We start from the raw sequence: 25,189 nt of genomic DNA, 5'->3' as shown, positions 1-25,189 counted from the left end.
TATACGCCGGGCGCGCCACTTGTCAGCACCAGGCAGGCAGAAGAGTGACATTGATCGGCAGAAGTGCCGCACCGCCCGGCACCCCGGCGCGGGCGCGGCTAGCGTGGACGCATGGCCGCCCCCGACCCGCCGCGCCCCTGGCTGCTGTTCGCGATCACGCCGCCGCGGCGCTCGACCGAGCCCGCCGAGGCCCAGCGCATCGCCGACCGCACCTGCGCCCGGCTGCGCGGGCTCGGCCTGGACGCCCTGGTCATCTACGACATCGACGACGAGTCCGACCGCACCAGCGCCGAGCGGCCGTTCCCGTACCTGCCCACCCTGGACCCCGGCGACTTCCACGCCCGGCACCTGCAGGCCTGGGACCGGCCGGTGATCGTCTACCGCAGCGCCGGCAAGCACGACCCGGCGGCGCTCGCGGACTGGTTCGCCGCCCAGGACCCGCAGCGGGTGCGCACCGTGCTGGTGGGGGCCTCCTCCTCGGACGCCGCGGTGCGCACCACGCTGTCCCAGGCCCAGCGGCTGCGCCGCGAGCACGCCCCGGACCTGCCGCTGGGCGGGGTGGCGATCCCCGAGCGGCACGCCTCGCGCGGGGACGAGCACGAGCGCATGCGCGCCAAGCAGGCCGCCGGCGTGAGCTTCTTCGTCACCCAGGTCGTCTACGACGTGGGCGCCGCCAAGTCGATGGTCTCGGACTACCACTACGCCTGCGGCGACGCGGGCACCGCCACGGTGCCGGTGGTGTTCACGCTGTCCGTGTGCGGCTCGGCGCGCACGCTGGCGTTCCTGGAGTGGCTGGGCGTGCACGTGCCGGGCTGGATGCGCAACGACCTGCGGCACACCGACGACCCGCTGGGCACCAGCTACGACCAGTGCGTCGCCATCGCCGAGGACCTGGCCCAGTTCTGCACGCGGCACCGCATCCCGTACGGCTTCAACGTCGAGTCGGTCTCGATCCGGCGCGCGGAGATCGAGGCGTCCGTGCGCCTGGCGGCCCACCTGCGCGCCCGCCTCGACGCCGACGCGCGCGGGCGGGCCGGTGGCGACGGCACCGGCCGGCCGGTTCAGGCGGCCGCGGCCAGCGCGTCCAGCACCCCCGGCCAGCCGCGGTCGTAGCCCGCGCGGGCCGCGGCGCCGTCGGGCCGGGCCTGCCAGCCGGTGTGCACCAGCCGCACGCGGGTGCCGCCCGGCCCGGCCGCGGCGAAGGTGACCCGCACCAGGGTCGCGGTGTCGGGGTCCGCGCCGGGGTGCCAGGTGAACTCCAGCACCTCGGGTTCGACGGCCTCGGTGATCGTGCCCCACACGGCGGTGGCCCCGTCCGGGCCGGTCTCGACCAGGCGGCCGTCGGTCACGGCCACGGTGCCCTCGGCCCCGAAGACGCTGTGCGTTCCCAGCGGCCACCAGGTGCCGAGGTCGTCGACGAACAGGCGGTAGGCCCGCGCCGGGGGACAGGGGAAGAGGACCTCGCACTCGACGGGTGCGAGGCTCGGTTCGACGCTCATGGCTGACTCCTGTGCTCGGTGTGCTCGACGTGGTCGGCGAACGCCTCCAGCACCCCGCCCCACTGCGCGGCCAGCCAGGAGCGCACGGCGTCCGGGCCGGCGGGGGCCAGGGAGTACAGGTGGCGGGTGCCGACCGCGGTGTGCCGCACCAGGCCGGCGTCGGCCAGCACCCGCAGGTGCTTGCTCACCGCGGGGCGCCCGACGGGCAGCGCGGCGGCCAGGTCGCCGACCGGGAGGGGTCCGTGCCGCAGGCGCTCGACGATCTGCCGCCGGGTCGGGTCGCCGAGGGCGTCGAGCGCGCTGTGGGGATCAACAATGTTGCTCATCAGTAACCGTTACTCTACAGCAACTGATGCCCGCAGGCCAGGGATGACGCACGCCACATCGCCGGCGGCGGTGAGGTCCGACCACAAGGCGTAGCATGGTATTACCACACGGACCCAGGAGGTCACCATGAGCATGAAGGCAGCCGTCGTCACCGCGTTCCGCGCCCCGCTGGAGGTCACCGACGTCGACCTCCCGCAGCCCGGCCCCGGCCAGGCGCTGGTGAAGGTGCTCTACTCGGGCGTGTGCCACACCGACCTGCACGCCGCGCACGGTGACTGGCCGGTCAAGCCCGCCCCGCCGTTCGTGCCCGGCCACGAGGGCGTGGGGGAGGTCGTGGCCGTGGCCGAGGACGTCACCCGCCTCGCCGTCGGCGACACCGTGGGCAACGCCTGGCTGTGGAGCGCGTGCGGCCAGTGCGAGTTCTGCCAGACCGGGCGCGAGACCCTCTGCCCGGACCAGACCAACGGTGGCTACAGCGTGGACGGATCCTTCGGGCAGTACATGCTCGTCGACGCCCGCTACGCCCCGATCATCCCCGCCGGCGTCGACCTGGCCGCCGCCGCCCCCATCCTGTGCGCCGGGGTGACCGTCTACAAGGGCCTCAAGCAGTCCGAGGTGCGCCCCGGGCAGTGGGTGCTGATCTCCGGCATCGGGGGACTGGGCCACCTCGCCGTGCAGTACGCCCGCGCCATGGGCATGCGCGTGCTGGCCGTCGACGTCGCCGACGACAAGCTCGCCCTGGCCCGCCGGCACGGCGCCGAGGCCACCGTCAACGCCGCCACCACCGACGACCCCGCCGCCCGCATCGTCGACATCACCGGCGGGGGAGCGCACGGCGGCCTGGTCACCGCGGTGGCCGGCAAGGCCTTCGGCCAGGCCGTCGGCGGGCTGCGCCGCGGCGGCACCGTGGCGCTGGTGGGCCTGCCGCCGGAGGAGTTCGGCCTGGACATCTTCTCCACCGTCCTGTTCGGCCTGACCGTGCGCGGCTCCATCGTCGGCACCCGCGCCGACATGGCCGAGGCGCTGGACTTCTTCGCCCGCGGCCAGGTCGAGCCCACCTACACGGTGCGGCCCCTGGGCGAGGTCAACGACATCTTCGACGAGATGCTCGCCGGCGCCATCGACGGCCGCGTCGTGATGGACATGCGCGCCTGAGGACCGCGCAGCCCGCCGGGCGCACCTCCCCTCCCGCGCCCGGCGACCCCGACGGCCGGACCGCCTTCCCCCTGAGGCGGCCCGGCCGTCACCCTCGGCGCACCGGCGACGTGGCACCATGGCACGCGCACGGCGACCCCGTGCCCCGCCCGCCGCACCGGACCCACGAGGACCAGACCCGCCGATGACCGCCACACCGCCCGCCCCCGCCGACCAGCCCGTCGCCCCCGCCGGGGTCAAGCACTCCCCGGTCGAGGACGCCCTCGGCATCCTGACCGGCACCTTCGTGGTCTCCCTCGGGCTGTTCCTGCTCCGCTCGGTCTCGGCGGTCACCGGCGGCACCGCCGGGCTGTCGCTGCTGGTCAGCTACGTCGCCCCGGTGCCCTTCGGCGTGCTGTTCGCCGCCGTGAACCTGCCGTTCTTCCTGCTGGCCATCCGCAAGAAGGGCTGGGACTTCACCCTGCGCACCGGCCTGTCCATCGCGCTGGTCGCCGGCCTGTCCCAGCTGCACCCGCTCGTGTTCGGGACCCTCGACCTGCCCCCGCTGTACGCGGTGCTGGCCGGCAACATCCTGTGCGGGGTCGGCCTGCTCATCCTGTTCCGGCACCGCTCCAGCCTCGGCGGCTTCATGATCGCCGCCCTCATCGCCCAGGACCGCCTCGGCTGGCGCGCCGGGTACGTCCTGATGGTGCTGGACACCGCCGTGGTGCTGTCCGCGTTCGCGGCCGTGCCCGCCACCACGGTGCTGCTGTCCGCGCTCGGGGCGGTGCTGCTGAACTTCCTGGTGGCGCTCAACCACCGGCCCGGGCGCTACACCGGCTACTGAGCCGCCCGTGCCGCGCACACCCGCCCCGACGGTGGCACCATCGGGGCCATGGCCCGCAGCGCCCACGACCAGCACCTGCACGACCTGGTGCTGCTGCGCCGCGTGCGCGACCGCATCGACCGCGAGCACGCCCGACCCCTGGACGTGACGGCGCTCGCGGCCGGCGTCGGCATGTCCGCCGGGCACCTCAGCCGCCGGTTCGCCGAGACCTTCGGCGAACCGCCGTACCGGTACCTGATGACCCGCCGGGTGGAGCGGGCCATGGCGCTGCTGCGCCGCGGCGACCTGAGCGTGACCGAGGTGTGCTTCGCCGTCGGCGCGTCCTCGCTGGGCACGTTCACCACGCGGTTCACCGAGCTGGTGGGGATGCCGCCGGGGGAGTACCGGCGTCGGGCCCGCACCGCCGGAGCGGCCGAGCTGCCGTCCTGCGTGACCAAGCAGGTGCGCCGACCGATCAGGAATCGAGAAGCGTCGCCCCCCGGTGATGCCTAGCGTGGTCGGCATGGACATCGCCATTCACACCACGTTCCTGCCGCACACCAACCCCGAGGCGTCGCTGGCGTTCTACCGCGACCTGCTCGGCTTCGAGCTCGTCCAGGACGTCGGCTCGGGGGACATGCGCTGGCTGACGCTCATGTCGCCGACCCAGCGGGGCGTGCGTCTGGTCCTGGCCCCGCCGGCCGCCGACCCGGGCATCACCGACGACGAGCGCCGCACCATCGCCGAGCTGATGGCCAAGGGTGCCTACCAGTCGATCATCCTGGCCACCACCGACCTGGACGCGACCTTCGCCCGGGTCGCCGGCGCCGCGGCCGAGGTCGTGTCCGAGCCGGCCGAGCAGCCGTGGGGCGTGCGCGACTGCGCGTTCCGCGACCCGGCCGGGAACATGGTCCGCATCGACGAGGTCGGGCCGGCGCGATGACCACCACGACCCCGCGCCCGGCGCCCGGCGCCGCGGTGCACCCGGCCGACCGCCACGACCGCATCCGGGTGGTCGGCGCGCGGGAGAACAACCTGCGCGAGGTGTCCGTCGAGCTGCCCAAGCGCCGCCTGACCGTGTTCACCGGCGTGTCCGGGTCCGGCAAGAGCTCGCTGGTGTTCGCCACGATCGCCGCCGAGTCGCGCCGCCTCATCGACGAGACCTACCCGACGTTCCTGCAGGGGTTCATGGCGTCCCTGCCCCGCCCCGACGTCGACGAGCTCGAGGGCGTCACCACGGCGATCGTCGTGGACCAGGAGCGCCTGGGCGCCAACGCGCGCTCCACCGTGGGCACGGTCACCGACGCCCACGCCATGCTGCGCCACCTGTTCAGCCGCGCCGGGGACCCGTACGTCGGCCCGCCCGCCGCGTTCAGCTTCAACGTGCCCACCTCGCGCGCCTCCGGGGTGATGCGCACCGAGGCCGCCGGCGGGGGCACCACGACCAAGATCGTGCGCGAGGCCGTCTATCTCGGCGGCATGTGCCCCGAGTGCGAGGGCCGCGGCACCGTCTCCGACCTGGATCTGTCCGTCATCGTCGACGAGTCGCGGTCGCTGAACGACGGCGCGATCCTCGTGCCCGGCTACAAGGCCGACGGCTGGATGGTGCGCGGGTTCTCCGAGTCCGGGTTCCTCGACGGCGACAAGCCGATCAAGGACTACACCGCCACCGAGCGCCACGACTTCCTGTACCGGGACAAGGGCAAGATCAAGGCCCTGGGCATGAACATGACCTACCAGGGGCTCATCCCCAAGCTGCGCGAGTCGATCTTCTCCAAGGACCCCGACGCGCTGCAGCCGCACGTGCGCCGCTTCGTCGAGCGTGCCGCCGTGTTCGCGCCCTGCCCGGCCTGCGAGGGGAGCCGCCTGAACGACGCCGCCCGCTCGGCCACCGTGCACGGCAGGAACATCGCCGAGGTCGCCCGGATGCAGATCACCGACGCCGCCGACTGGGTGCGCGAGGTCGACGACCCGGGCGTCGCGCCGCTGGTGGCCAACCTGGCGCGCCTGTTCGACGCCTTCGTCGCGATCGGCCTGGGCTACCTCTCCCTGGACCGACCCGCGGGCACGCTGTCCGGGGGAGAGGCGCAACGGGTCAAGATGATCCGCCACCTCGGCTCCGCCCTGACCGACGTCACCTACGTGTTCGACGAGCCCACCAGCGGCCTGCACCCGCACGACATCGCCCGCATGAACACCCTGCTCGAGGACCTGCGGGACAAGGGCAACACCGTGCTCGTGGTCGAGCACAAGCCCGAGACCATCGCCATCGCCGACCACGTCGTCGACCTCGGCCCCGGCGCCGGCAGCGACGGCGGGACGATCACCTACGAGGGCGACGTGGCCGGGCTGCGCGCCGCCGACACCCTCACGGGCCGCCACCTCGACGACCGCGCCCGCCTCAAGGACACCGTGCGCGAACCCACCGGTGCGCTGGAGATCCGCGGGGCGAGGCAGAACAACCTGCGCGCCGTCGACGTCGACGTCCCCACCGGGGTGCTCACCGTGGTCACCGGCGTGGCCGGGTCCGGCAAGAGCTCGCTGATCCACGGCAACCTCGCCGGGCGCGAGGGCGTCGTCGTCGTCGACCAGGGCGCCATCAAGGGCTCGCGCCGGTCCAACCCCGCCACCTACACCGGGCTGCTCGACCCGGTGCGCAAGGCCTTCGCGAAGGCGAACGGCGTCAAGCCCGCGCTGTTCAGCGCCAACTCCGAGGGCGCCTGCCCCACCTGCCAGGGCAACGGCCGCATCTACACCGAGCTCGGCTTCATGGAGACCGTCGAGACCGTCTGCGAGGAGTGCGGCGGCCGCCGGTTCCAGGCCGCCGTCCTGGAGTACACCCTGGGCGGCAAGAACATCGCCGACGTCCTGGACCTCTCCGTGGCGCAGGCCCACGACTTCTTCGGCACCACCGACGCCGAGGTCCCCGCGGCCCGCACGATCCTGGGACACCTGCACGACGTCGGGCTCGGCTACCTGCGGCTCGGCCAGCCGCTGAACACCCTGTCCGGGGGCGAGCGCCAGCGCCTGAGGCTCGCGATGCGCATGGGCGACGACGGCGGCGTGCTCGTGCTGGACGAACCCACCACCGGCCTGCACCTGGCGGACGTCGCCCACCTGCTGGCCCTGCTGGACCGCCTCGTCGACGCCGGCAGGACCGTCGTGGTCATCGAGCACCACCAGGCCGTCATGGCGCACGCCGACCGCATCATCGACCTCGGCCCCGGCGCCGGGCACGACGGCGGCACCGTGGTCTTCGAGGGCACCCCCGCCGACCTCGTCGCCGCCCGCGCCACGCTGACCGGGAAGCACCTGGCCGACTACGTGGGAGCATGACGCATGCCCGCCCCCGGACCCGCGCTCACCGTCCGCCCCCCGGTCCCCGCCGACGCCCCCGCCATGGCCCGCGTGCACGTGCGCTGCTGGCAGCAGACCTACCGCGGGCTGATGCCCGACCGGGTGCTCGACGACCCCGGCTTCGTGCCCGCCCGCCAGCGGCTGTGGACCGATCTGCTGGCACACCAGGACGAGCGCGGGCACCGCACCGCCGTCGCCACCGCCGACGGGGAGGTCGTCGGCATCGCGCTGGCCGGCATCCCCCGCGACGAGGACGCCGCCTGGGCCCGGGAGCTGTACGTGCTCTACCTCGACGCCGCCCACCACGGCTCCGGCGCCGGCACCGACCTGCTGCACGCCGTCCTCGCCCCCGACGAGGCCGCCGCGCTGTGGGTCGCCGACCCCAACCCCCGCGCCCAGGCCTTCTACCGCAAGCAGGGCTTCACCCCCGACGGGGCCGGCACCGTCGACGACGACGGCGTCACCGAGATCCGCCTGACCCGCACCCCGACCTGACGCCATGACCTGGGAGACCCGCTACGCGCGCCCCCCGCGCGCCACCCTCGACGCCCTGGCCACCGCGGCGCTCGCGGCCGCCGACGAACCGCCCGGCACCGAGGTCACCTGGGTCGAGCACGGCTCGGCCACCGTCGTCGCGCTCACCGACCGGGTCGCCGTGCGCGTCGCCCGGCAGCGCCAGGCCGGGGGAGAGGTGCTGCGGGCCCGACGCCTCGTGGACGCGCTGCCCGACCTGCCGTTCGCCGTGCCGCGGTCGCTCGGCGAGGCCGTCGAGATCGACGGCTACACCGCCGTCGCCACCCGGCGCCTCCACGGCAGCACGGCACCGGCCGCCACGCCGGACCCGGGCGTGCTGCGCGAGCTGCTGGACGCCGTGCACGCCGTCGACACCGCGCCCGTCACCGAGCACCTGGCACCACGACGGGCGTTCTGCGGGGGAGCGGCCTGGGAGCAGACCCTGCGCGAGCGCGTCGTGCCCCTGCTGGACGCCGACCTGCGCGCCGACGCCCAGGACCGGATCGACGCCCTCGCCGCCCTCGAGGACGCCCCCCGCACCCTCAACCACGGCGACCTCGGGGCGAGCAACGTCCTGTGGTTGGGCGACCGCGTCAGCGGAGTGATCGACTGGGACCTCACCGCCCGGGAGGACCCCGCCGAGGACGTCGCCACCGTCGCGACCTCGTTCGGCCTGTGGCCGCACGTCGAGGCGCTCGCGGACCCCGGCACCGTGCGCCGGGCCGACGCGTTCCGCGGGACGATCCCGTTGCAGATCGTCGCGTTCGCGGTCCTCGGTGCCCGTCCGGACGACGAGGTCGCCCGGACGCTGGCCCGCGCGCAGCAGGCGCTGCGTCGGACCGCCGCGGGTCAGGTGCGCTGAACGGGGACCGACCGGGTCTCAGGACGCTCCGCCGGCAGGGGGAGACGCACCTCGAGCACACCGTCGCGGTAGGTGGCGGCCACGTCTGCGACGTCCGCGCCCTGCGGCAGCCGGATGCGGCGCTCGAAGCTGCCGTACCGGAACTCGCTGCGGAACTCGTCGCCCTCCTGGCGGGTGCGCTCCTCGCGGTGCGCCGAGATCCTCAGCACGCCGTTGTCGACGGTGACCTCGACGTCCTCGTCCGGGTCGATGCCCGGGATCTCCGCGCGGACCACGAGGTCGCCGTCCTCACGGAACTCCTCGACCCGCAGCGGGAACCCGCTCACGGGGGACGTGTCGCGGGGCGACGTCCCCTCGCCGAACGGCCAGTCCCACCGTGCGGGCCACAGCGCACCGAGGTCCCGGGTCATGTCCTCCCAGGTGCGGCGTACCGTGGCGGCCGCCGGGTTGTCCGACGCCGGCGTGACGGCGCCCGTGCTGTCGTCCTTGGTCATGGTGATGCCCTCTCTCGCTACCAGGTGGTGTCGCCGCGCAGGACGACGTCGGAGCCACCGTCGACGAAGACGACCTGTCCGCACAGGTGCGAGTTCTCCTCGTCGACGAGCCAGGCCAGCAGTCGTGCCGGGACCTCGGGGTCCATGTAGCCGTTCAACGGCATGGGGACCGCCTGCGCCATCGCGTCACGCTGCTCCGGCGTCGCGATGAGGTCCGCGACCATCGGCGTCCGCACGATGCCCGGGGCGATGGCGTTCAGCGGGATGCCGGCGCCGGCCCACTCGGGCGTCGCGGCGTGCCGCCGGACCCACCGGCACAGCGCCCTCTTGGCGCTCGGGTAGAGCATGCCGCCCCGCCCGGACGTCACGAGATGCTCGGCTCGCTCCAGCGCCGCGGGTTCGTCGCCGGCGAGGCACCGCTCGACGAGCTCGTCGTCCGCGCCGAGCAGCCCCGCCATCGAGGCGGTGGCGGCGGCGCGCGGCGCCGTGGAACCCGTCAGCAGGTCGCGCAGCCCGTCCAGCGTCGCCACGGCACCGAAGAAGTCGACCGCCACGGTCGCCGGGGACTCGTGGGCCAGGCCCGCGTTGGCGACGACGGCGTCGAGGCGTCCGTCGCCCAGCTCGCGGACGCCCTCGACCAGCCGCGCGCGACCGTCCGTGGTCGACAGGTCGGCGACGACGTCCGCGTCGTGCACGTCCACCCCGATCACCCGGTGCCCGCGCGACTGCAGCAGATCTCTGGTCGCGCGCCCGATCCCGGACGCGGACCCCGTGACGACGACGGTACGCATGTGGCTCTCCCCGGTCCCGTGCCCGCCGGGCGCCTCCTCGTGGAGGCGCCCCGACGGACACCGTCCACGCTAGGAGTGCGGCGCATGCAGCGGTACCCGCGTTCGTCCCTCCCGGCCGGGACCTTGGTCCGGGATCCGACCTTTCGCCGTCGCGGCCGCCGGGGGAGAGGTGCGGGTGGAACGACCGCGCGGGCCGGACCGTGACCGGTCCGACCCGCGCGACGCTCGTTCAGCGTGCCTGCTACATCGCAGGCTTCATGCCGTTGTTCTGCGAGGAGCTCTTCGCCCGCGACTGCAGGACGAAGAGACCCTCGTCGCTGCTGGTCACGACGACCTTCCCGTCACCGAAGTAGGGGTAGTTGCCCCAGGTGCCGAAGAAGTCGGTGCGGTCGTCCGAGGGGAAGACGTCGAAGAAGCCGCGCGACGTCACCCGGCCCTGCTCGGCCTTCCAGGCGTCGTAGATCCACAGGCCCGAGGTGTAGTTCGACTGGTACAGCAGCCCGTCCTTGACGAACATGTTGTGGTCGATCGAGGTGTTGCCGTCGCTGTGCATGCCGATGAGCTCGGCGTCGTCCAGGTCGGTGAAGTCCCAGATGTAGGTGGTGCGCTCGCTGACGGTGCCCGCCAGCTCGTCGATCTCGTCGCCGAGGAAGAAGAACCGGTGGTCCTCGCTGAGCCAGCCCTGGTGGGTGTAGGCCGCGGCGTCGTAGGGCAGGCGGGACAGCACGACGGGGTCGTCGATGTCCGTGACGTCGTACAGCGTGACGGTGTCCTCGTTGGAGCCGATGCAGACCTCACGGCCCTGGTAGTCCTCGTCGGGGCCGTGGTAGACCACGCACTGGATGTCGTGGGAGTACCCGTCGTCGTTGAGGCAGCCGACCAGGGTCGGGGAGGTCGGGTCGCCGTTGAGGTCGTAGACGATCGCGCCACCGCTGCCGCTGTACACGGCCGGGTACCCGGCCGGGGGATCGACGGCGCACTCGTTCTTCACCGAGTAGACCGCGCCGACCACGTAGAGCCGGCCCGTGTCGGTGTTGATCGAGACGTTGTGGCTCTGCGTGAAGTCGGTGATCCGCGGTTCCTCGACGACCTCCATCTCGCCGGTCGCACCACGGAACTGGGTCAGGTCGACGATCTGGACGCCGTTGCCCTCCAGGTAGCCCGTGGCACGGTCGTAGGTGCTGATGTCGAACGACTCGGTGACGATGTAGGCGGTGTCCTCGAACACCCGCACGTCACCCCAGATGTTCCCGGAGTCGTCCGGGTTCACGGCTCCCAGCGTGCCGAGCAGGACCGGGTTCTCCCCGTCGGTCACGTCGACGAACGCGGTGCCCTCGAAGGTGCCGACGATGGCCACCTGCATGCCGGTCTCGTCGTCCTCCCAGCCCCAGATGTCGTTGAGGTGGGTCGCGCCGAGGTCCTGCAACGGGGTGAACGAGGCGAGGTCGACCTTCTGGCAGGGGAAGAGGTCGGCCGCCATGCCGTCCTCGCACCGTTCGCCCGACATCGCCTCCATGGGCACCCCGCCGGGGCTGACGTCGGCGACGACGCCGTTGTCGAAGTAGCGCTCCTTGAGCGGCTTGCTGTCTCCGGTGAAGTCGTGGCCGGGGTGCGCCCCGGCCACTGAAGCCCCTCCGACGAGGAGCCCTCCGACGAGCGCGGCCGCCGCGGCCCCGCTGATGATCCGTTTGCCTGGCATTCTGCTACCTCCGACGACGTCATCGTGCTGGACGGACTGCAGAACCTGAATATCAGGTGAATGCTTCCTGCGCATCAATCTCACGTAAATTGAGCGTCAATTGGGAGAATTCACAGAATTTCTGTCCAGATCCCGGGGGAGAGGACGCCGTGTCATGAAAGATCGGCGCCGGGGCCGGCAGGGGCACGTGTCACCCCCGCCCGGCCGGCCGCGGCCGGGAGCCGGTCACGGCGCCGTGTACCAGTGGCAGGACCGGCCTGCGTCGTCCCAGTCCATGGTGGACGCACCGGTGCGTCGCCAGCCGCGCCGTTCGTAGAACGCGATCGCGGCGGTGCTGTGCTCCATGACCTGCAGCACGACGTCGTCGCACCGCAGCCGCGCCGCGGTGACGGCACGGTCGAGCAGCGCACCCGCCAGACCACGGCCTCGTGCCGTCGGCGCGACGAAGAAGCGCACGATCTCGCACGGACCGTGGCCATGGACGGCGACGTGGCCGACCGGGCGTCCGGCCACGAGCGCCACGAACGCGGGCCCGTCGTGCGCGGTGAGCCAGCCGACGCGGACGCTGGCGGGGCGCACCGGGTACCGGTCGAGCCGGTGGGTCTCGTCGAGCCGCTCGACGAGCTCGGGCAGGTCGGCGTCCCGACGTGGGCGGAGGGTCACGCGCACCAGGCTAGCCAGCACGAGAGGCGCGGATCTCGGGGGCTCGCAGCGGTCGTCCGGCCGATCCGGTAAGGGGCCGATAATGTACATTATGTCATTTTGAGAAGGGAGCCGGCCCGCGGCACGGGAGCCGGTCCCCTCCGGCCGGCGTTCTGTCACCGACGTCAGTGGCCGGCGAACTTCAGGCCGGCGACGCAGCCGACGATCCCCAGGATCAGCAGGACGCGCACGACGGTGACCGGCTCGGCGCCGGTGAACATCGCGTAGCCGGCGGTCAGCGTGGCGCCGATGCCGACCCAGACGGCATAGGCCGTGCCGACCGGCAGCTCACGCAGCGCGAACGCCAGGCCCGCCATGCTGGCGGTCAGCGAGACGGCGAAGACGATCGACGGCACCGGGCGCGAGAAGCCCTCGGAGCGCTCCAGCGCGGTCGCCCACACGGCCTCCAGCACGCCGGAGACCACCAGCAGGATCCAGGACATGACCACCACTCCCCGATGCCGTCTTGTCGCGCTCCGGGTACGGCACCCCTCGTCCGGGAGTCCTGGTCGCGGACTCTGCGCCGGACGCTAGCACCGGGCGTCACCCCCGGACACCCCCGCGCGCCGCCGGCCCAGTGACGTCGGGCACCACCGGGCCGTCCGCGCTATCATGAAACGGACATGAGGCCCAAACCATTGTGTATAGGGCAACACAGTGGTCTGTGCCGAGATGCGCGACCGTCGAGCGTCCTGACGTCGAACCCCTCACCCGGCTCCGGAGCGCAGATCCTCCAGCGTGAACACGTCGACCGGGAGGCTCCCCGGCGTCCTGCCCTGCCGCTGGGGCGGGAGCGCCTCCCCGTCGCGGCGCTCCTCCTCCGCCGCGCGCGCCGCGTCCAGCACCGGCCACGTCACCGCCTCGTCCGCGGACACCTCCCCCCGCAGGCTCCAGTCCAGGCTGACGGCCCAGCCGGAGCGCTCGGTGAACACCGGACGGTTCAGGAACAGCGCGACACGCTCGACGGCGACGAGCTCGTCGGCCACGTCGGCGAGCTCGCGCTGGTCGAAGAATCCGACCAGCAGCACCTGCGCGGTGAACCTCCCGACCACCACCGCGTCGGCGACGTCCACCGGCGCGCCCTGCACCGAGTCCGGCCACGGTTGGACGTCGCCCACGTCGACACGCTCGACCAACCCCTCGGCGTACGGGACCGGCCCGGGGTGCCCGGACGACGCCAGGGTGACGGCGAGGGCCACCACAGCCATGAGGAGGGTGATCAACCGGGCCTTCACGGACATGACGGGCATCAGGGGCATCCAAGCACGTCCGCCCTCGCGTGGGATACCCGCGCCGGTGTCGGAGCCCGGCACTAGTCTCACGGGGTCGTCGCAGGTCACGCAGCGAAAGGATCCTCTGCAGCCGTGGTCGCCCCACCCCGCCCCGAACGGGTCACCGTCGCCGACGCCGGCGACCGCTACCTCGCCGCCGTCCGTGTGGAGACGGTGCGGGGCGTGCTCTCCGCCGCCACCGAACGCTCCTACCGTCGCGACGTGCGCGAGCTCGTCGAGCTGCTCGGCCCGGACCGGGTCCTGGACGACGTCACCGGAGAGGACGTCGACGACGCCCTGGTGCGCTACCAGGCCGGCCCCGACGGCCGGTACACCGACCCCGCCCGCAAGGCCGGCCCCGGCCGCTCCACCGCCACCGTCAACCGGTTCCGCCAGTCCGTGACCCGCTTCTTCTCCCACGCCACCCGGCAGTGCTGGGTCCAGGCCGACCCGATGCAGTGGGCCGCTCCCCCGGCCAAGGTCCGCGAACGCCTGCGCGTCCAGCGCACCGCCCTGTCCGCGTCCGCCGCCCAGGCCCTGCTCGGCACCGTCCACCCGGACGCCGCCACCACCGCACCGCCGACGCGGGCCGACCAGGCGCTCGCCGACCGTGACCGGCTCGTCGTGGCGCTGCTGATCGTGCTCGGCCCCCGCGTCTCGGAGCTGGTGCGCGCCGACGTCGCGGACTTCGTGCGCGAACCCGACCAGACGAGCTGGCGCATCCTCGGCAAGGGCGGCAGCACCCGCACGGTCGCGCTCAGCCCGCCGCTGGCCGACGCCCTGGAGACCTACCTGGGCACCCTGCGCCCCCGGCTGGCCGCCCGCCGCCCCGACGACGCCGACGCCCAGGGCGCCCTGCTGCTGTCCTGGCGCGGCCGACGGCTGGACACCCAGGCGGTGCGGGCCCTGCTGGCGCGCGCCGTGGCCCGGATGCCCGAGCCCTACCGGCGACCCACGACCCCGCACGCCCTGCGCCACACCACCGCGACGCTCCTCGTGGCCGACGGGTGGGACGTCAAGGTCGTCGCCGAGCTGCTCGGCCACTCCTCGATCGCGACCACCGACGTCTACCTCGACCGCATCGACGGCGAGCTCGCCGCCGCCCTGCGCACCCACCCCCTGGCGACGTCGTTGCAGGGCACACCGCCGACCGCGGCGAGCGGCTCGCCGCGCAGATCGCCGGAGTCGTCGCTACGGTGACCCTGTGCCCGATGGTTCCTTCCGTTCCACGCTCCCCATCGACGTCCACGTCGACTGGCGCAGGGTCCTGCGCCTGGCCGGCCGTGCCGCGGCCGTCGCCGCCGCGATCCCGCTGACCGCGGGCGCGGCCGTGATGACGATCGACAAGATCCGCGGTCAACGCCATCCGCTGGACGCCAAGTTCCCCACCGCGGAACCGACGACGACGGACGTCGAGGGGTCGCACGCCACGCTGTACACCTACGGCGCCGACCTGTACGACGCGATGCTCGAGGCCATCGAGTCGGCCGAGCACACGGTCCTGCTGGAGTCCTACATCTGGAAGGGCGACCGGATCGGCGAACGTTTCAAGCAGGCCATCGCCGACGCGTGCGAACGCGGCGTGGAGGTCTACGTCATCTACGACGGCTTCGCGAACCTCGTCGTGCCCCCCTCCTTCTACGTGTTCCCGCCGCAGGTGCACGTGCTGCGCTTCCCGGTCGTGCGGGCCGGGCTGCTCACGCTCAACATCCGCAAGTCCGGGCGGGACCACCGCAAGATCCTCGTCGTGGACGACCGGGTCGGGTTCGTCGGCGGCTACAACATCGGTGACGTGTACGCCACCCAGTGGCGCGACACCCACGTGCGCATCGACGGCCCGGCCGTGTGGGAGCTGCGCAACGCCTTCGTCGACTTCTGGAACCGGTGGCGCGGCCCGAAGCACCCCGTGCTGCAGGACGTCGGCGCCGAGCACTGGCAGCCCGCCCTGCGCGCCGCCCGCAACGCCCCCAGCGACCTCGTGTTCCCCATCCGGGGCATCTACCTCGACGCCATCGACCGCGCCACCAGCCACATCTACATCACCCAGGCCTACTTCATCCCGGACCGCGACATCCTGCGCGCGCTGCTCGCCGCCGCCGCCCGCGGCGTCGACGTGCGCGTGCTGGTGCCCGAACGGTCCAACCACGCGCTCGCGGACTGGCTGGCCCGGGGCCGCTACACCAAGCTGCTGCGCGGCGGCGTGCGGATCATGCTCTACCAGGGTGCGATGGTGCACGCCAAGACGGCCACGATCGACGGACGGTGGGCCACGGTCGGCACGGCCAACATCGACCGGCTGAGCCTCACGGGCAACTACGAGATCAACCTCGACATCGTCGACCGGGGCCTGGCGGGCCGGCTCGAGGACATCTTCCGGATGGACGAGTCCAACGCGCGCGAGCTGACCTACGAGGAGTGGTTGGGCCGTTCCTTCGTCAACAAGGTCGCCGAGCGCGCCCTGGAGCCGCTCGAGCCCCTGCTCTGAGCCGCGCCGCTCGCCCCGGCCGGACCCTGCCGACGGTCCCGCCGGTCGATGTCCTCAGCCCGCGGTGCGGGCCCGGCGTCGGGCGGCGAGCTCGTCGTCGGCGTGCACGCCCTCCGGGTCGTGGTCCTCGAGGGACTCCGTCGGCATCTGGGACAGGGTGCCCTCGATCTCGCGCCACACGCGGCCGACCGCGATGCCGAACACGCCCTGACCGCCCTGGACGAGGTCGACGACCTCGTCCGGCGAGGTGCACTCGTAGACGGACGCGCCGTCGCTCATCAGGGTGATCTGCGCGAGATCCTCCACCCCGCGCTCCCGCAGGTGCGTCACCGCGCTGCGGATCTGCTGCAGGGAGACGCCGGTGTCGAGCAGCCGCTTGACGATCTTGAGCACGAGCACGTCGCGGAAGCTGTAGAGACGGTGCGTGCCGGACCCGGTGGCGGCGCGGATCGACGGCTCCACCAGACCGGTGCGGGCCCAGTAGTCCAGCTGCCGGTAGGTGATCCCGACGACGCGGCACGCCGTCGTCCCCCGGTACCCGGTCCCGGCGTCCTGCTCCGTGAGGTTCTCGCCGAACAGGAGGCCCTGGGCGCCCGCCGGGGTGACACCGACCGAAGCGCTGGCCTCGCTGCTGCTGTCCACTGTGCCTCCTGAGTTGTCGCTTCCACGCTATGGCGGCCCCGGGGGGTCGTCAACGACGTCGCCTTCGCGGGACGTGGCGTGTCGCGGGGCGGTGCCGAGCCGCGACCTGCGGTCGCGGCCGACGGGTGCTGTCGAGGATACGCGCGAACCCTCACCGTCGAGGTGAGGGTCAAGGGGGCGTGTCGGGGCTGCCGCCGTCCTCGACGTCGTCGCCCGACTCGGGGTTGGTGAAGTCCTCCGGGTTCACGTGGTCGAGGAAGTCGCGGAACTTCTCCACCTCGCGCTGCTGGGCGAGGTCGACGATCTCGACGCCGGCCGCGGCGACCACCTCGGCCGAGCACAGCACGGGGCTGCCGGTGCGCACGGCCAGGGCGATCGCGTCCGAGGCCCGCGAGTCCAGGCGGGTGCCGTTGGACAGCACCAGCTCGGCGAAGAAGATGCCGCCGTCCAGGGCGACGATCTCCACCCGCTCGAGCTCGACCCCCACGGCGGTGAGCAGGTCGCGCAGCAGGTCGTGCGTCATGGGGCGCGGCGTGGCGACCCCCGCCTGCGCCATGGCGATGGCGGACGCCTCGCGGGCACCGATGACGATCGGGACGGCGAGCTCCGCGGAGGTGTCCAGCAGCAGCACGACGATCTCCTGGTCGTTCTGCTGCTGACGCACCCCGAGCACCTCGACGGGCACCATGGGCGCCTCGGCGCCCTCGTCTCTTCCCACCTTGTCCACGGTACGACGACGTGGGCCCACCCGCGCGTGCCGGGTCGGCTAGACGGTGCCGTCGGTGCCCTGGCGGATCCAGGTGGTGTGCAGCCGGGCCAGCAGGTCGCCCAGCTCGGCGGCGAGCTCCCCGGCGACCGTGCCGCCGTTGCCGTTCTGGTGGCTGCGGTACGGGGCCACCGCCTGGTCGACGAGCGCCACGTGGCGGGCGGCGGAGGCACGCAGCGGACGCAGGTGCCGCGGCTCGATGCCGTGCTCGGTCAGGCGCTGCACGATGCGCACCACCTCGGCCGCCGACCCGTCCAGGGTGTCGCCGCTGGGCTGCAGCACCCCGGCCGTGACCAGGGACTCGACGAACTCGACGCTCGTGCCCGTCGTGCCGGCGACCGACTCCACGGTCCAGCGTCGCCGCGAGTCCTCGCCCGGACCGTCCGGTGCCGGGCGCGGCGACGGACCGGGCGCGGGCTCCCCCGCGTCCATCGCGGCCAGGCGTTCCTTGATGACCTTCAGCGGCAGGTAGGAGTCCCGCTGCTCCGACAGCACGAACCGCAGCCGCTCGACGTCCGCAGGGCTGTACTGGCGGTAGCCCGCCGGTGTCCGCACCGGGGTGATCAGGCCCTGGTCCTCCAGGAACCGCAGCTTGGAGTGGGACACGTGCGGGAAGTCGCCCCGCAGGTGGTTGAGCACGTCGGAGATCCGCATGCCCGCGTGGCGGGAGATCCCCCGCGGCCAGGGTTCCGGCGCGTCGGGCTCCGAAGCCGAGGCCGCCCCGGAACCGGCCGTCACGATGCCGGCGCCTGCAGGTCCCGCGGCGCCTGCGGGCTGGCGTGGAAGGACATCCGGAACTTGCCGATCTGGACCTCGTCGCCCGTGGTCAGGACCGCCGCGTCGATGCGCTCGCGGTTGAGGTACGTGCCGTTGAGCGAGCCGATGTCGCGCACCACGAAGCGGTCGCCCTCGCGGACGAACTCCGCGTGCTTGCGCGACACGGTGACGTCGTCGAGGAAGATGTCGGCGTGCTCGCTGCGTCCGGCCACGGCGCGGTCGGTGTCCAGCAGGAACCGTTCGCCGACGGCACCCGACCCGTACTGGACCACGAGCAGGGCGGAGTGTCGCGGCAGCGCGGACACGGCGGCCGACTCCTCCGCGGTCAGCGGGACGCGCGGGGTCTGCTCCTCGGTGGAACCACCGATCCGACCGAGATGCGCGGTGGTGTCCGCGCCGGCCTCGTGGCGCGGCGTGGAGCGCGGGTCCGTCATTCGTCCTCCTGCTGAATCACGCGGGCGACGTGCGCCGTCGTCCGCTCAACCTACCTTCTCACCACCTGCGTCGGGAAGCAGCCTTCGTGAGGTTCCGACCGCGGTCTACTCCGCGGGGCGCCTCGGGGTGGCGTACTCGGGTTCGCTGGGCACGCGGACGGCGTCGATCAGGACCTCGTCCCGTTCCTCCGTGCGGGCGTCGGCCCCGTCGTTGCGCACCGCGGCGAGGGCGCCGCCGGGGATCTCCAGCGCGGGTGTCAGGGTGGCGGGGTCACCGATGACCTGCCAGCGGTACGGCGGCTCGATGAGCTGGTCGTCGACGATGATGCCGCTCGCGCCGTCCAGGAACCAGGTCGAGGTCACCAGGCGGACGTCGTTGACCGCGATGACCTCCGCCCCGGCGTTGCGCAGCTCCTCGAGCATGTTGAACATCTTCGAGGCCGCCAGCACCCGGTCGGGGTCGCTGATGACGATCTCCAGACCGGGCCCCACCGCGGGGAGCCTGCCGGACAGGATGCCCTCGGACGTCGCCCGCTCCTCCGCCAGCTCGAGCGCCGCCTGCGCCTGCCCGGAACCGGAGGCGAGCTCGTCCCGGGTCTCCGTCAGCTCGCGCACCTCGTCGCCGAGCTGCTCCGAGCGCTGGGTCACCTCGTCCAGCAGACGCACCAGGTCGTCCTGGCGCGCCGAGGACAGCGGGTCCTGGGCGGACTGCTGCACCTGGACCACGAGCGCGAACCCGAGCGCGGCGAGCAGCAGCGCGACCAGCAGCTGCGAGCGGGTGCCCCGCGGGCGCAGCATCTGACCCAGCGCCCGCCAGCCGGTCGCCGGGGGCGGTTCGTGCGCACCGGTGCCCTTCGGGGCGGAGCCGGCCGGTTCGTCGTCGGCACGGCTGGGGAGGGCCTGGGCACCCGTCGGGGGGAACGGGCCGGTGTGCACCGGCTCCGGCGTCCGGTGCGCGCCGTCGTCGGTCTCGCCCGTCCCCGGGGCGGGGTCCTCGGCCGCGGCCGCCCCGTGGCCCGGCACCGGCTCGTCGCCGGTGTCGAGCTGCTCGACGGGCACCGACAGGTCCAGGGGGTCCGCCGCGACGCGCGCCCCGTGGCCGCTCGCGGACTCCCCGGAGGCGTCCGTGGGCAGGTCCGGGTGTGCCGGTTCCTCGAGCGGCGTCGGCTCGTCGAGGCCCTCGCCGAGCGGGGTCGCTTCCTCGAGCGGTGCCGTCTCCCCGACCGGCTCGTCGGGGTGCTCGGCGACCGGCGTCGGCTCGACGTCCCCGCCCCCCGGCGCGGGCGGCTCCGCGGCCGCGTCCGGCGGCGTCAGCGGTGCGGTGTCGTCCTCGCCCGGCGTCCGGTCCGGGGAGTCCGTGCGCTCGTCGTCGTTCATCCTCATGCCTTGAACAGGTGCCGGCGGATCGAGGCCGCGTTGGAGAAGATGCGGATGCCCAGCACGACCACCACGGCCGTCGACAGCTGCGAACCGACACCGAGCTGATCGCCCAGGAACACGATGAACGCCGCGACCAGCACGTTGGACAGGAACGACACCACGAAGACCTTGTCGTCGAACAGCCCGTCCAGCTTCGCGCGCAGGCCACCGAACAACGCGTCCAGCGCCGCCACCACCGCGATGGGCAGGTACGGCTGCAGCGCCACGGGCACGGTCGGCTCCAGCAGCAGACCGGCGGCCACGCCGATCACGAGCCCGACGACGGCGATCATGGGTTCCCCTCCTGGTCTTCGTCCGGACTCACGTCCGCCTCCACCGGCTCCGCATACCGCAACAGCTGGCTGCCCACCCCGGCGAGCTCCAACGAGTCGGCGGTCTCCAGCGAGGACCCGATGCCGTACTGCGACGACAGGAGCTGCGTGTACGCCGGCGCGTCGGTCCGAGCGTACGCGGTCTGCATCGCCTCCGGGTCACCGATCGCCTCGACCGCGTAGCTCGGCCCGGGCAGCGGCACGAGATCCACCATGATCGCCTGGCCGGCGTGCCGGATCGCCGACACCGACGTCAGCCGCTCCCCGCCGACGCTGATCGCCTCCGCGCCGGACGCCCACAGCGCGTTGACGACCCGCTGCAGGTCGATCGCCTGCACCGGCGCCGACGTCGCCGAACCGTCCTGGGCGGTCCCCACCGCGCCGTCGCTCAGGGTCACCACGAGTCCCGGCCCCGAGACCGCCACCGACCCGGTGGTCACCCCGTCCAGGCGCAGCCGGTCCACGAGCTCCGAGTCCTGGGCGGCCAACGTCTCCTCGTTCAGTGCGGTGATCTCCGCCGACAGCGCCGCCGAGCGCTCCCGCAGGTCCTCGGCGGCCGCCTGCCGTGCGAGGATCTCCTCCTGGAGCACCTCGCGCGCCGAAACACCCTCCACGGGCGCTCGCAGCTGCTGGGCGGCAGCGACCGTCATCAGCCCGAGCAGCACCGCCAGCAGCCCGAGCAGCGCCAGCGTGGACCGGTGCCTCCGCTCCCCCGCCGCGCGGCGACGTGCCGCCTGGGCGTACCCCGCGTCCAGCGGGCTCTCCATCACCTCGACCAGGAGCGTCATCGACTCGTCCGGGCGCCGACCCGTCGCCACGTTCATGCCGCACCTTCCGTCTGCGCCTCACCACGGTCGTCGGTCACCAGTCGGCGCACGTGCCGCACGTACTGGAAGCCGGCCAGCCAGTACAGCCCGATGCCCCACCAGGCGAACGCCCAGCCGATCACGTGCGCCACCGCACCGACGCCGCCCGGCATCGCCGCCAGGAGCAGCAGCGGGAAGGCGTACAGCAGCGCGAACGTGCCGGCCTTGCCGACGAACGTGACCGGCACCGGACCGTACCCACGCCGGGCCAGCGGGCGCACCAGGAACGCGAGCATCACGTCGCGCGCCACGATGACCGCCAGCACCCACCACGGGATGACGCCGCGCCAGGTCAGGCCGATCAGCGTCACGAGGATGAACAACCGGTCCGCCGCGGGGTCCAGCATCTGGCCCAGCTTGGTGACCTGGTTCAGCCGGCGCGCCAGGACGCCGTCCAGCCAGTCCGTCGCGCCCGACACGGCGAGGACCACCAGCGCCCACACGTCCTCGCCCACGACGATCAGGACGGCGAACACGGGCACCAGCGCCAGACGAAGCATGCTGACGACGTTCGGGACCGTCCAGACCGCCGAGTCGGCCTGCCCACCTGCCTGCACGTTCACCGCCTGCGTCCACCGGGCTGCTACCTCGCACATCCTACGCACCCGCGGCCCGTCCACGACGTAGTGGGCAAACTCACCGGGCCCCGCCCTCCCCCGGTGACCGCACGCCCCGTAGCATGGGGGCATTCCCTCGGAGTTCGTCGTCCTCCCGCGTGTTCAAGGGCCCCGCCACCAGCGGCGGGGCAGGTGTGTGTACGGGACAGAGCGACCGCCTCGCCGCCACGGCGACGCAGGACTCCCCCGCACCCGACGAATGGTCAAACCCCATGAGCACCCCTGACTCCACCCTGCCCACCGACGTGCAGCCCGCGTTCAGCGAGCTCGGCCTGCCCGACCCGCTCCAGCGCGCCGTCGACGACCTCGGCTTCACCACGCCCTCCCCCATCCAGGCCGAGGCCATCCCCGCCCTGCTGGCCGGACGCGACATCACCGGTGTCGCCCAGACCGGTACCGGCAAGACCGCCGCCTTCGGCCTGCCGCTGCTCGCCGCGCTCGACCCCGCGGCCGACGTCGCCCGGGGCCGCGTCCAGGCGCTCGTGCTCGCCCCCACCCGCGAGCTCGCCATGCAGGTCGCCGAGGCCGTCGAGTCCTTCGCCGCCCACCTGCCCGGCGTCCACGTCCTGCCCGTCTACGGCGGCGCCCCCTACCAGCCGCAGCAGCGCGCCCTGCGCGACGGCGTGCACGTCGTCGTCGGCACCCCCGGGCGCGTCATGGACCACATGGAGCGTTCCGCTCTCACCCTCGAGGACGTGAAGTTCCTCGTCCTCGACGAGGCCGACGAGATGCTGCGCATGGGCTTCGCGGAGGACGTCGAGAAGATCTTCGGCCAGGCGCCCGCCGAGCGGCAGGTGGCCCTGTTCTCCGCCACCATGCCGGCCGCGATCCGCCACGTCGCCGACACCCACATGACCGACCCCGTGCAGATCGCCGTCAGCCGGCAGTCCAGCACCGTCACCACCGTCGAGCAGACCTACGCCGTCGTGCCCTTCCGGCACAAGGTCGGCTCGCTGGTCCGCGTCCTGGCCACCTCCGACGCCGACGCCACCATCGTCTTCACCCGCACCCGCGCCGCCGCCGAGGAGGTCGGCGTCGCCCTCGTCGAGCGCGGCGTCTCCGCCGCCACCATCTCCGGCGACGTCGCCCAGAAGGAGCGCGAGAAGATCGTCGAGCGCCTGCGCAACGGCTCCCTCGACGTGCTCGTCGCCACCGACGTCGCCGCCCGTGGCCTGGACGTCGACCGCATCGGACTCGTCGTCAACTTCGACCTGCCCCGCGAGGCCGAGGCCTACGTGCACCGCATCGGCCGCACCGGTCGCGCCGGCCGCACCGGCAAGGCCCTGTCCTTCGTCACCCCCCACGAGCGCGGCAAGCTCAAGCACATCGAGCGCACCATCCGCACCAGGCTCACCGAGGCCGAGATCCCCTCGCCCCGCGACGTCTCCGCCCACCGGGCCGGCACCATCCTGTCCACGGTGCCCACCCGGCTCGAGGCCGGCCGCCTCGACCTGTACACCGAGCTGCTCACCCAGCACCTCACCCCCGGCGAGGACGGCACCACCCCCGACCCCACCCAGGTCGCCGCAGCCCTGCTGGCGCTCGCGGTGGGAGACGACGGGCCGCAGCACCTGGCCGCTCAGGCCGAGCACGAGAAGGAGCGCGCCGAGGTCCGCGGCGGACGCACGCGGGAGACGAAGCGTGCCGAGCGGTCGGACCGTGACGGCGACCGCACGCACCGCCACCCCCGGGCCGACCGTCGTGAGGACCGGTCTCGCGGCATCCGGCGCCCCGCCGAGGGCACCCGGTACCGGGTCGCGGTCGGCCACGCGCACGGCGCCCAGCCCCGCGGCATCGTCGGGGCGCTGACCAACGAGGGCGGTCTGCGCGGCGCGGACATCGGCAAGATCGACATCTTCGGCAGCTTCTCGCTCGTCGACATCACCAAGCCGCTCGACGACGCGGCGATGAACAAGATCGGCCGGGCCAACGTCGCCGGCCGCCAGCTGCGCATCGCCCCGGACAAGGGCGCACCGCAGGGTCGTGCCCCGCGCAGCGAGCGGCACCCCGCCCACACCGCCTGAGCACGGGGCGCCCGGCGTCAGTCGACGTCGGGCGCCTCGCCCAGGCGCTGCACGAGAGACTGCAGCCGACGGGCCTCGGCCATCCCCCGCTCGCCGTCGGCGCGCTGGATCGCCATGACGGCGAGGGTGCCGCCGTCGGCCAGGTCGAGCACCACCCAGGAGTCGTTCGTCGTCATCCGCACCGCGACGATCTCGGGCCAGGTGACCCGTCGGGTCCGCACGACGTTGCGCACCGTGAGGCCGTCGTCGTCCGGACGGGCGTGCACGCCTCCCAGGCGCCACAGCAGCCACACGACGAACGCGGCGAAGACGACGAAGGACAGCCTGGTCCCGTCGCCCAGCAGGACGCCCGTGGGGGCGAAGAGCCCGACGAGCAGGCTGCCGCCCGCCGCGACGGCACCGGTCACGACGACCGCCACCCTCGCCCAGAGCGGGCGGAACGTGCGGAACTCCCGACCGGTGCCGTCGTCGACCATCGTCTAGAGGCGGCAGGCGTGGATGGACGTGACGAGGATGCCGCGTGCCCCCACCTCGTAGAGCACGTCCATGACGCGGTTGGTGTCCGCCCGGCGGACCATCGACCGCACGGCGGCCGACTGGCCGTTGTGCAGCGGGGACACCGTGGGCGACTCGAAGCCCGGGGTCACCGCCACCGCGGCGTCGAGGAGCTCCATCGGCACGTCGTAGTCCAGCAGGACGTACTCCCGGGCGGTGATCACGCCCTGGAGGCGTCGTGTGAGGACGTCGAGCCCGGCGGGCTCCGGTGCGTCGGCGTGGCGGATCATCACGGCCTCGGACCGCAGGATCGGCTCGCCGAACACCTCCATGCCGGCGGCGCGCAGCGTCGTCCCGGTCTCGACGACGTCGGCGATGACGTCCGCGACGCCGAGCCGGACCGAGCTCTCCACCGCACCGTCGAGGTGCACGATCGCCGAGGGCTCGACACCCTTGCGTGCCAGGTGGTCGGCGACCAACCGGGTGTAGGACGAGGCGACGCGCTTGCCGGCGATGTCCTCCACCTGTGTGATGGTCCCGGCCGGTGCGGCGTAGCGGAACGTCGACCCTGCGAAGCCGAGCGGAAGGTGCTCGACCGCCGCGGCGCCCGAGTCGAGCAGCAGGTCGCGGCCGGTGATACCGACGTCGACGGTGCCGGCGCCGACGTAGACGGCGACGTCCCGCGGGCGCAGGAAGAAGAACTCGACGTCGTTGTCGGCGTCGGTGAGCACGAGCTCACGGCCGTCGCGACGCTGGCGGTACCCGGCCTCGCGCAGCATGTCGGTGGCGGGTGTGGACAGTGACCCCTTGTTGGGGACGGCGATGCGGAGCAACGGGTTACCTCGTTCTGGTCTGGA

General features: G+C 73.2%; 29 protein-coding genes and 1 riboswitch. Of the genes, 11 read left to right on the top strand and 18 right to left on the bottom strand.

What is annotated here, in order from left to right; translation table 11 throughout:
• The first annotated feature begins 111 nt into the window (after positions 1-111).
• Positions 112-1,113, top strand: a complete 1,002-nt coding sequence (locus Q6350_RS14265) for a methylenetetrahydrofolate reductase (RefSeq protein ID WP_305066535.1) — start codon at positions 112-114, stop codon at positions 1,111-1,113.
• Here the strand turns inward: Q6350_RS14265 and Q6350_RS14260 are convergent.
• Positions 1,062-1,499 carry an SRPBCC domain-containing protein gene (locus Q6350_RS14260; RefSeq protein WP_305066533.1) on the bottom strand — a complete coding sequence of 146 codons (438 nt, stop codon included), beginning with the start codon at positions 1,497-1,499 and terminating at the stop codon, positions 1,062-1,064. The genes Q6350_RS14265 and Q6350_RS14260 overlap by 52 nt on opposite strands.
• Positions 1,496-1,825: a helix-turn-helix transcriptional regulator gene (locus tag Q6350_RS14255; RefSeq protein ID WP_304603890.1), complete on the bottom strand. Its 330-nt coding sequence runs from the start codon at positions 1,823-1,825 to the stop codon at positions 1,496-1,498. The genes Q6350_RS14260 and Q6350_RS14255 overlap by 4 nt, the downstream gene beginning before the upstream one ends.
• A gap of 127 nt (positions 1,826-1,952) precedes the next feature.
• On the opposite strand from Q6350_RS14255, the gene adhP reads away from it, so the two are divergent.
• The 7 genes from adhP (at position 1,953) to Q6350_RS14220 (ending at position 8,518) form a co-directional block, all read left to right on the top strand.
• Positions 1,953-2,981 carry an alcohol dehydrogenase AdhP gene (gene adhP, locus Q6350_RS14250; RefSeq protein WP_305066532.1) on the top strand — a complete coding sequence of 343 codons (1,029 nt, stop codon included), beginning with the start codon at positions 1,953-1,955 and terminating at the stop codon, positions 2,979-2,981.
• A 184-nt stretch (positions 2,982-3,165) separates the two neighbouring features.
• The gene (locus Q6350_RS14245; RefSeq protein WP_171245801.1) at positions 3,166-3,807 is read left to right on the top strand and encodes a YitT family protein; all 642 of its coding nucleotides are present in this window, start codon (positions 3,166-3,168) and stop codon (positions 3,805-3,807) included.
• A gap of 48 nt (positions 3,808-3,855) precedes the next feature.
• Positions 3,856-4,299, top strand: coding sequence for a helix-turn-helix transcriptional regulator (locus tag Q6350_RS14240; protein ID WP_171245802.1), 444 nt, complete (start codon positions 3,856-3,858; stop codon positions 4,297-4,299).
• A gap of 10 nt (positions 4,300-4,309) precedes the next feature.
• Positions 4,310-4,729, top strand: a complete 420-nt coding sequence (locus Q6350_RS14235) for a VOC family protein (protein ID WP_304603889.1) — start codon at positions 4,310-4,312, stop codon at positions 4,727-4,729.
• On the top strand, positions 4,726-7,122 hold the full coding sequence (locus Q6350_RS14230) for an excinuclease ABC subunit UvrA (protein ID WP_304603888.1): 2,397 nt from the start codon (positions 4,726-4,728) through the stop codon (positions 7,120-7,122). The genes Q6350_RS14235 and Q6350_RS14230 overlap by 4 nt, the downstream gene beginning before the upstream one ends.
• Positions 7,123-7,125: 3 nt before the next feature.
• The gene (locus Q6350_RS14225; RefSeq protein WP_304603887.1) at positions 7,126-7,638 is read left to right on the top strand and encodes a GNAT family N-acetyltransferase; all 513 of its coding nucleotides are present in this window, start codon (positions 7,126-7,128) and stop codon (positions 7,636-7,638) included.
• Positions 7,639-7,642: 4 nt separating this feature from the next.
• On the top strand, positions 7,643-8,518 hold the full coding sequence (locus tag Q6350_RS14220; RefSeq protein WP_305066529.1) for a phosphotransferase: 876 nt from the start codon (positions 7,643-7,645) through the stop codon (positions 8,516-8,518).
• Here the strand turns inward: Q6350_RS14220 and Q6350_RS14215 are convergent.
• From Q6350_RS14215 to Q6350_RS14190, 6 genes are all read right to left on the bottom strand, one after another.
• A complete protein-coding gene (locus tag Q6350_RS14215) occupies positions 8,506-9,012 on the bottom strand; it encodes an Hsp20/alpha crystallin family protein (protein ID WP_246246260.1) in 507 nt (168 codons plus the stop codon). The genes Q6350_RS14220 and Q6350_RS14215 overlap by 13 nt on opposite strands.
• Before the next feature lie 17 nt (positions 9,013-9,029).
• Positions 9,030-9,803 carry an SDR family oxidoreductase gene (locus tag Q6350_RS14210; RefSeq protein ID WP_304603885.1) on the bottom strand — a complete coding sequence of 258 codons (774 nt, stop codon included), beginning with the start codon at positions 9,801-9,803 and terminating at the stop codon, positions 9,030-9,032.
• Between the two features lie 241 nt (positions 9,804-10,044).
• On the bottom strand, positions 10,045-11,502 hold the full coding sequence (locus tag Q6350_RS14205) for a choice-of-anchor B family protein (RefSeq protein WP_304603884.1): 1,458 nt from the start codon (positions 11,500-11,502) through the stop codon (positions 10,045-10,047).
• Between the two features lie 225 nt (positions 11,503-11,727).
• Positions 11,728-12,165 carry a GNAT family N-acetyltransferase gene (locus Q6350_RS14200; RefSeq protein ID WP_304603883.1) on the bottom strand — a complete coding sequence of 146 codons (438 nt, stop codon included), beginning with the start codon at positions 12,163-12,165 and terminating at the stop codon, positions 11,728-11,730.
• A 164-nt stretch (positions 12,166-12,329) separates the two neighbouring features.
• Positions 12,330-12,647, bottom strand: a complete 318-nt coding sequence (locus Q6350_RS14195) for a multidrug efflux SMR transporter (RefSeq protein WP_304603882.1) — start codon at positions 12,645-12,647, stop codon at positions 12,330-12,332.
• A 12-nt stretch (positions 12,648-12,659) separates the two neighbouring features.
• Positions 12,660-12,726: riboswitch (guanidine-III (ykkC-III) riboswitch) on the bottom strand.
• 185 nt (positions 12,727-12,911) lie between these two features.
• The gene (locus tag Q6350_RS14190; protein ID WP_305066527.1) at positions 12,912-13,454 is read right to left on the bottom strand and encodes a hypothetical protein; all 543 of its coding nucleotides are present in this window, start codon (positions 13,452-13,454) and stop codon (positions 12,912-12,914) included.
• A 114-nt stretch (positions 13,455-13,568) separates the two neighbouring features.
• On the opposite strand from Q6350_RS14190, the gene Q6350_RS14185 reads away from it, so the two are divergent.
• A complete protein-coding gene (locus Q6350_RS14185; RefSeq protein ID WP_304607668.1) occupies positions 13,569-14,675 on the top strand; it encodes a tyrosine-type recombinase/integrase in 1,107 nt (368 codons plus the stop codon).
• A gap of 4 nt (positions 14,676-14,679) precedes the next feature.
• Positions 14,680-15,960, top strand: a complete 1,281-nt coding sequence (locus Q6350_RS14180; RefSeq protein ID WP_304603879.1) for a phosphatidylserine/phosphatidylglycerophosphate/cardiolipin synthase family protein — start codon at positions 14,680-14,682, stop codon at positions 15,958-15,960.
• 54 nt (positions 15,961-16,014) lie between these two features.
• Here the strand turns inward: Q6350_RS14180 and Q6350_RS14175 are convergent, their stop codons facing one another.
• The 8 genes from Q6350_RS14175 to Q6350_RS14140 all read right to left on the bottom strand — a co-directional run bounded on the left by Q6350_RS14175 (position 16,015) and on the right by Q6350_RS14140 (position 21,753).
• Positions 16,015-16,602 (bottom strand): MerR family transcriptional regulator, encoded by a 588-nt coding sequence (locus Q6350_RS14175; RefSeq protein WP_304603878.1) that lies wholly within the window; start codon positions 16,600-16,602, stop codon positions 16,015-16,017.
• Positions 16,603-16,771: 169 nt separating this feature from the next.
• Positions 16,772-17,290 (bottom strand): bifunctional nuclease family protein, encoded by a 519-nt coding sequence (locus Q6350_RS14170; RefSeq protein WP_304604445.1) that lies wholly within the window; start codon positions 17,288-17,290, stop codon positions 16,772-16,774.
• A 78-nt stretch (positions 17,291-17,368) separates the two neighbouring features.
• Positions 17,369-18,106 carry a MerR family transcriptional regulator gene (locus Q6350_RS14165; protein WP_304603877.1) on the bottom strand — a complete coding sequence of 246 codons (738 nt, stop codon included), beginning with the start codon at positions 18,104-18,106 and terminating at the stop codon, positions 17,369-17,371.
• Positions 18,103-18,579, bottom strand: coding sequence for an FHA domain-containing protein (locus Q6350_RS14160; protein WP_171245814.1), 477 nt, complete (start codon positions 18,577-18,579; stop codon positions 18,103-18,105). The genes Q6350_RS14165 and Q6350_RS14160 overlap by 4 nt, the downstream gene beginning before the upstream one ends.
• A gap of 105 nt (positions 18,580-18,684) precedes the next feature.
• Positions 18,685-19,956 carry a DUF881 domain-containing protein gene (locus Q6350_RS14155; protein ID WP_304603876.1) on the bottom strand — a complete coding sequence of 424 codons (1,272 nt, stop codon included), beginning with the start codon at positions 19,954-19,956 and terminating at the stop codon, positions 18,685-18,687.
• A 2-nt stretch (positions 19,957-19,958) separates the two neighbouring features.
• Positions 19,959-20,291 (bottom strand): small basic family protein, encoded by a 333-nt coding sequence (locus Q6350_RS14150; RefSeq protein ID WP_171245815.1) that lies wholly within the window; start codon positions 20,289-20,291, stop codon positions 19,959-19,961.
• Positions 20,288-21,154, bottom strand: coding sequence for a DUF881 domain-containing protein (locus Q6350_RS14145; RefSeq protein ID WP_305066525.1), 867 nt, complete (start codon positions 21,152-21,154; stop codon positions 20,288-20,290). The genes Q6350_RS14150 and Q6350_RS14145 overlap by 4 nt, the downstream gene beginning before the upstream one ends.
• The gene (locus Q6350_RS14140; RefSeq protein WP_304604444.1) at positions 21,151-21,753 is read right to left on the bottom strand and encodes a CDP-alcohol phosphatidyltransferase family protein; all 603 of its coding nucleotides are present in this window, start codon (positions 21,751-21,753) and stop codon (positions 21,151-21,153) included. The genes Q6350_RS14145 and Q6350_RS14140 overlap by 4 nt, the downstream gene beginning before the upstream one ends.
• 272 nt (positions 21,754-22,025) lie before the next feature.
• Here Q6350_RS14140 and Q6350_RS14135 point away from each other — a divergent pair, with 272 nt between their 5' ends.
• The gene (locus tag Q6350_RS14135; RefSeq protein ID WP_304603874.1) at positions 22,026-23,837 is read left to right on the top strand and encodes a DEAD/DEAH box helicase; all 1,812 of its coding nucleotides are present in this window, start codon (positions 22,026-22,028) and stop codon (positions 23,835-23,837) included.
• Between the two features lie 17 nt (positions 23,838-23,854).
• On the opposite strand, the gene Q6350_RS14130 is transcribed toward Q6350_RS14135, so the two are convergent.
• A complete protein-coding gene (locus tag Q6350_RS14130) occupies positions 23,855-24,313 on the bottom strand; it encodes a PH domain-containing protein (protein ID WP_304603873.1) in 459 nt (152 codons plus the stop codon).
• 3 nt (positions 24,314-24,316) lie between these two features.
• Positions 24,317-25,165 carry an ATP phosphoribosyltransferase gene (gene hisG / locus Q6350_RS14125; protein WP_304603872.1) on the bottom strand — a complete coding sequence of 283 codons (849 nt, stop codon included), beginning with the start codon at positions 25,163-25,165 and terminating at the stop codon, positions 24,317-24,319.
• Positions 25,166-25,189: the final 24 nt, after the last annotated feature.

The sequence above is a fragment of the Isoptericola sp. b515 genome (assembly GCF_030588125.1).
Taxonomy (GTDB): domain Bacteria; phylum Actinomycetota; class Actinomycetes; order Actinomycetales; family Cellulomonadaceae; genus Isoptericola; species Isoptericola sediminis.
The sequence above is the reverse complement of the archived record's forward strand: the minus strand, read 5'-3'. Positions and strand labels throughout refer to the sequence as shown.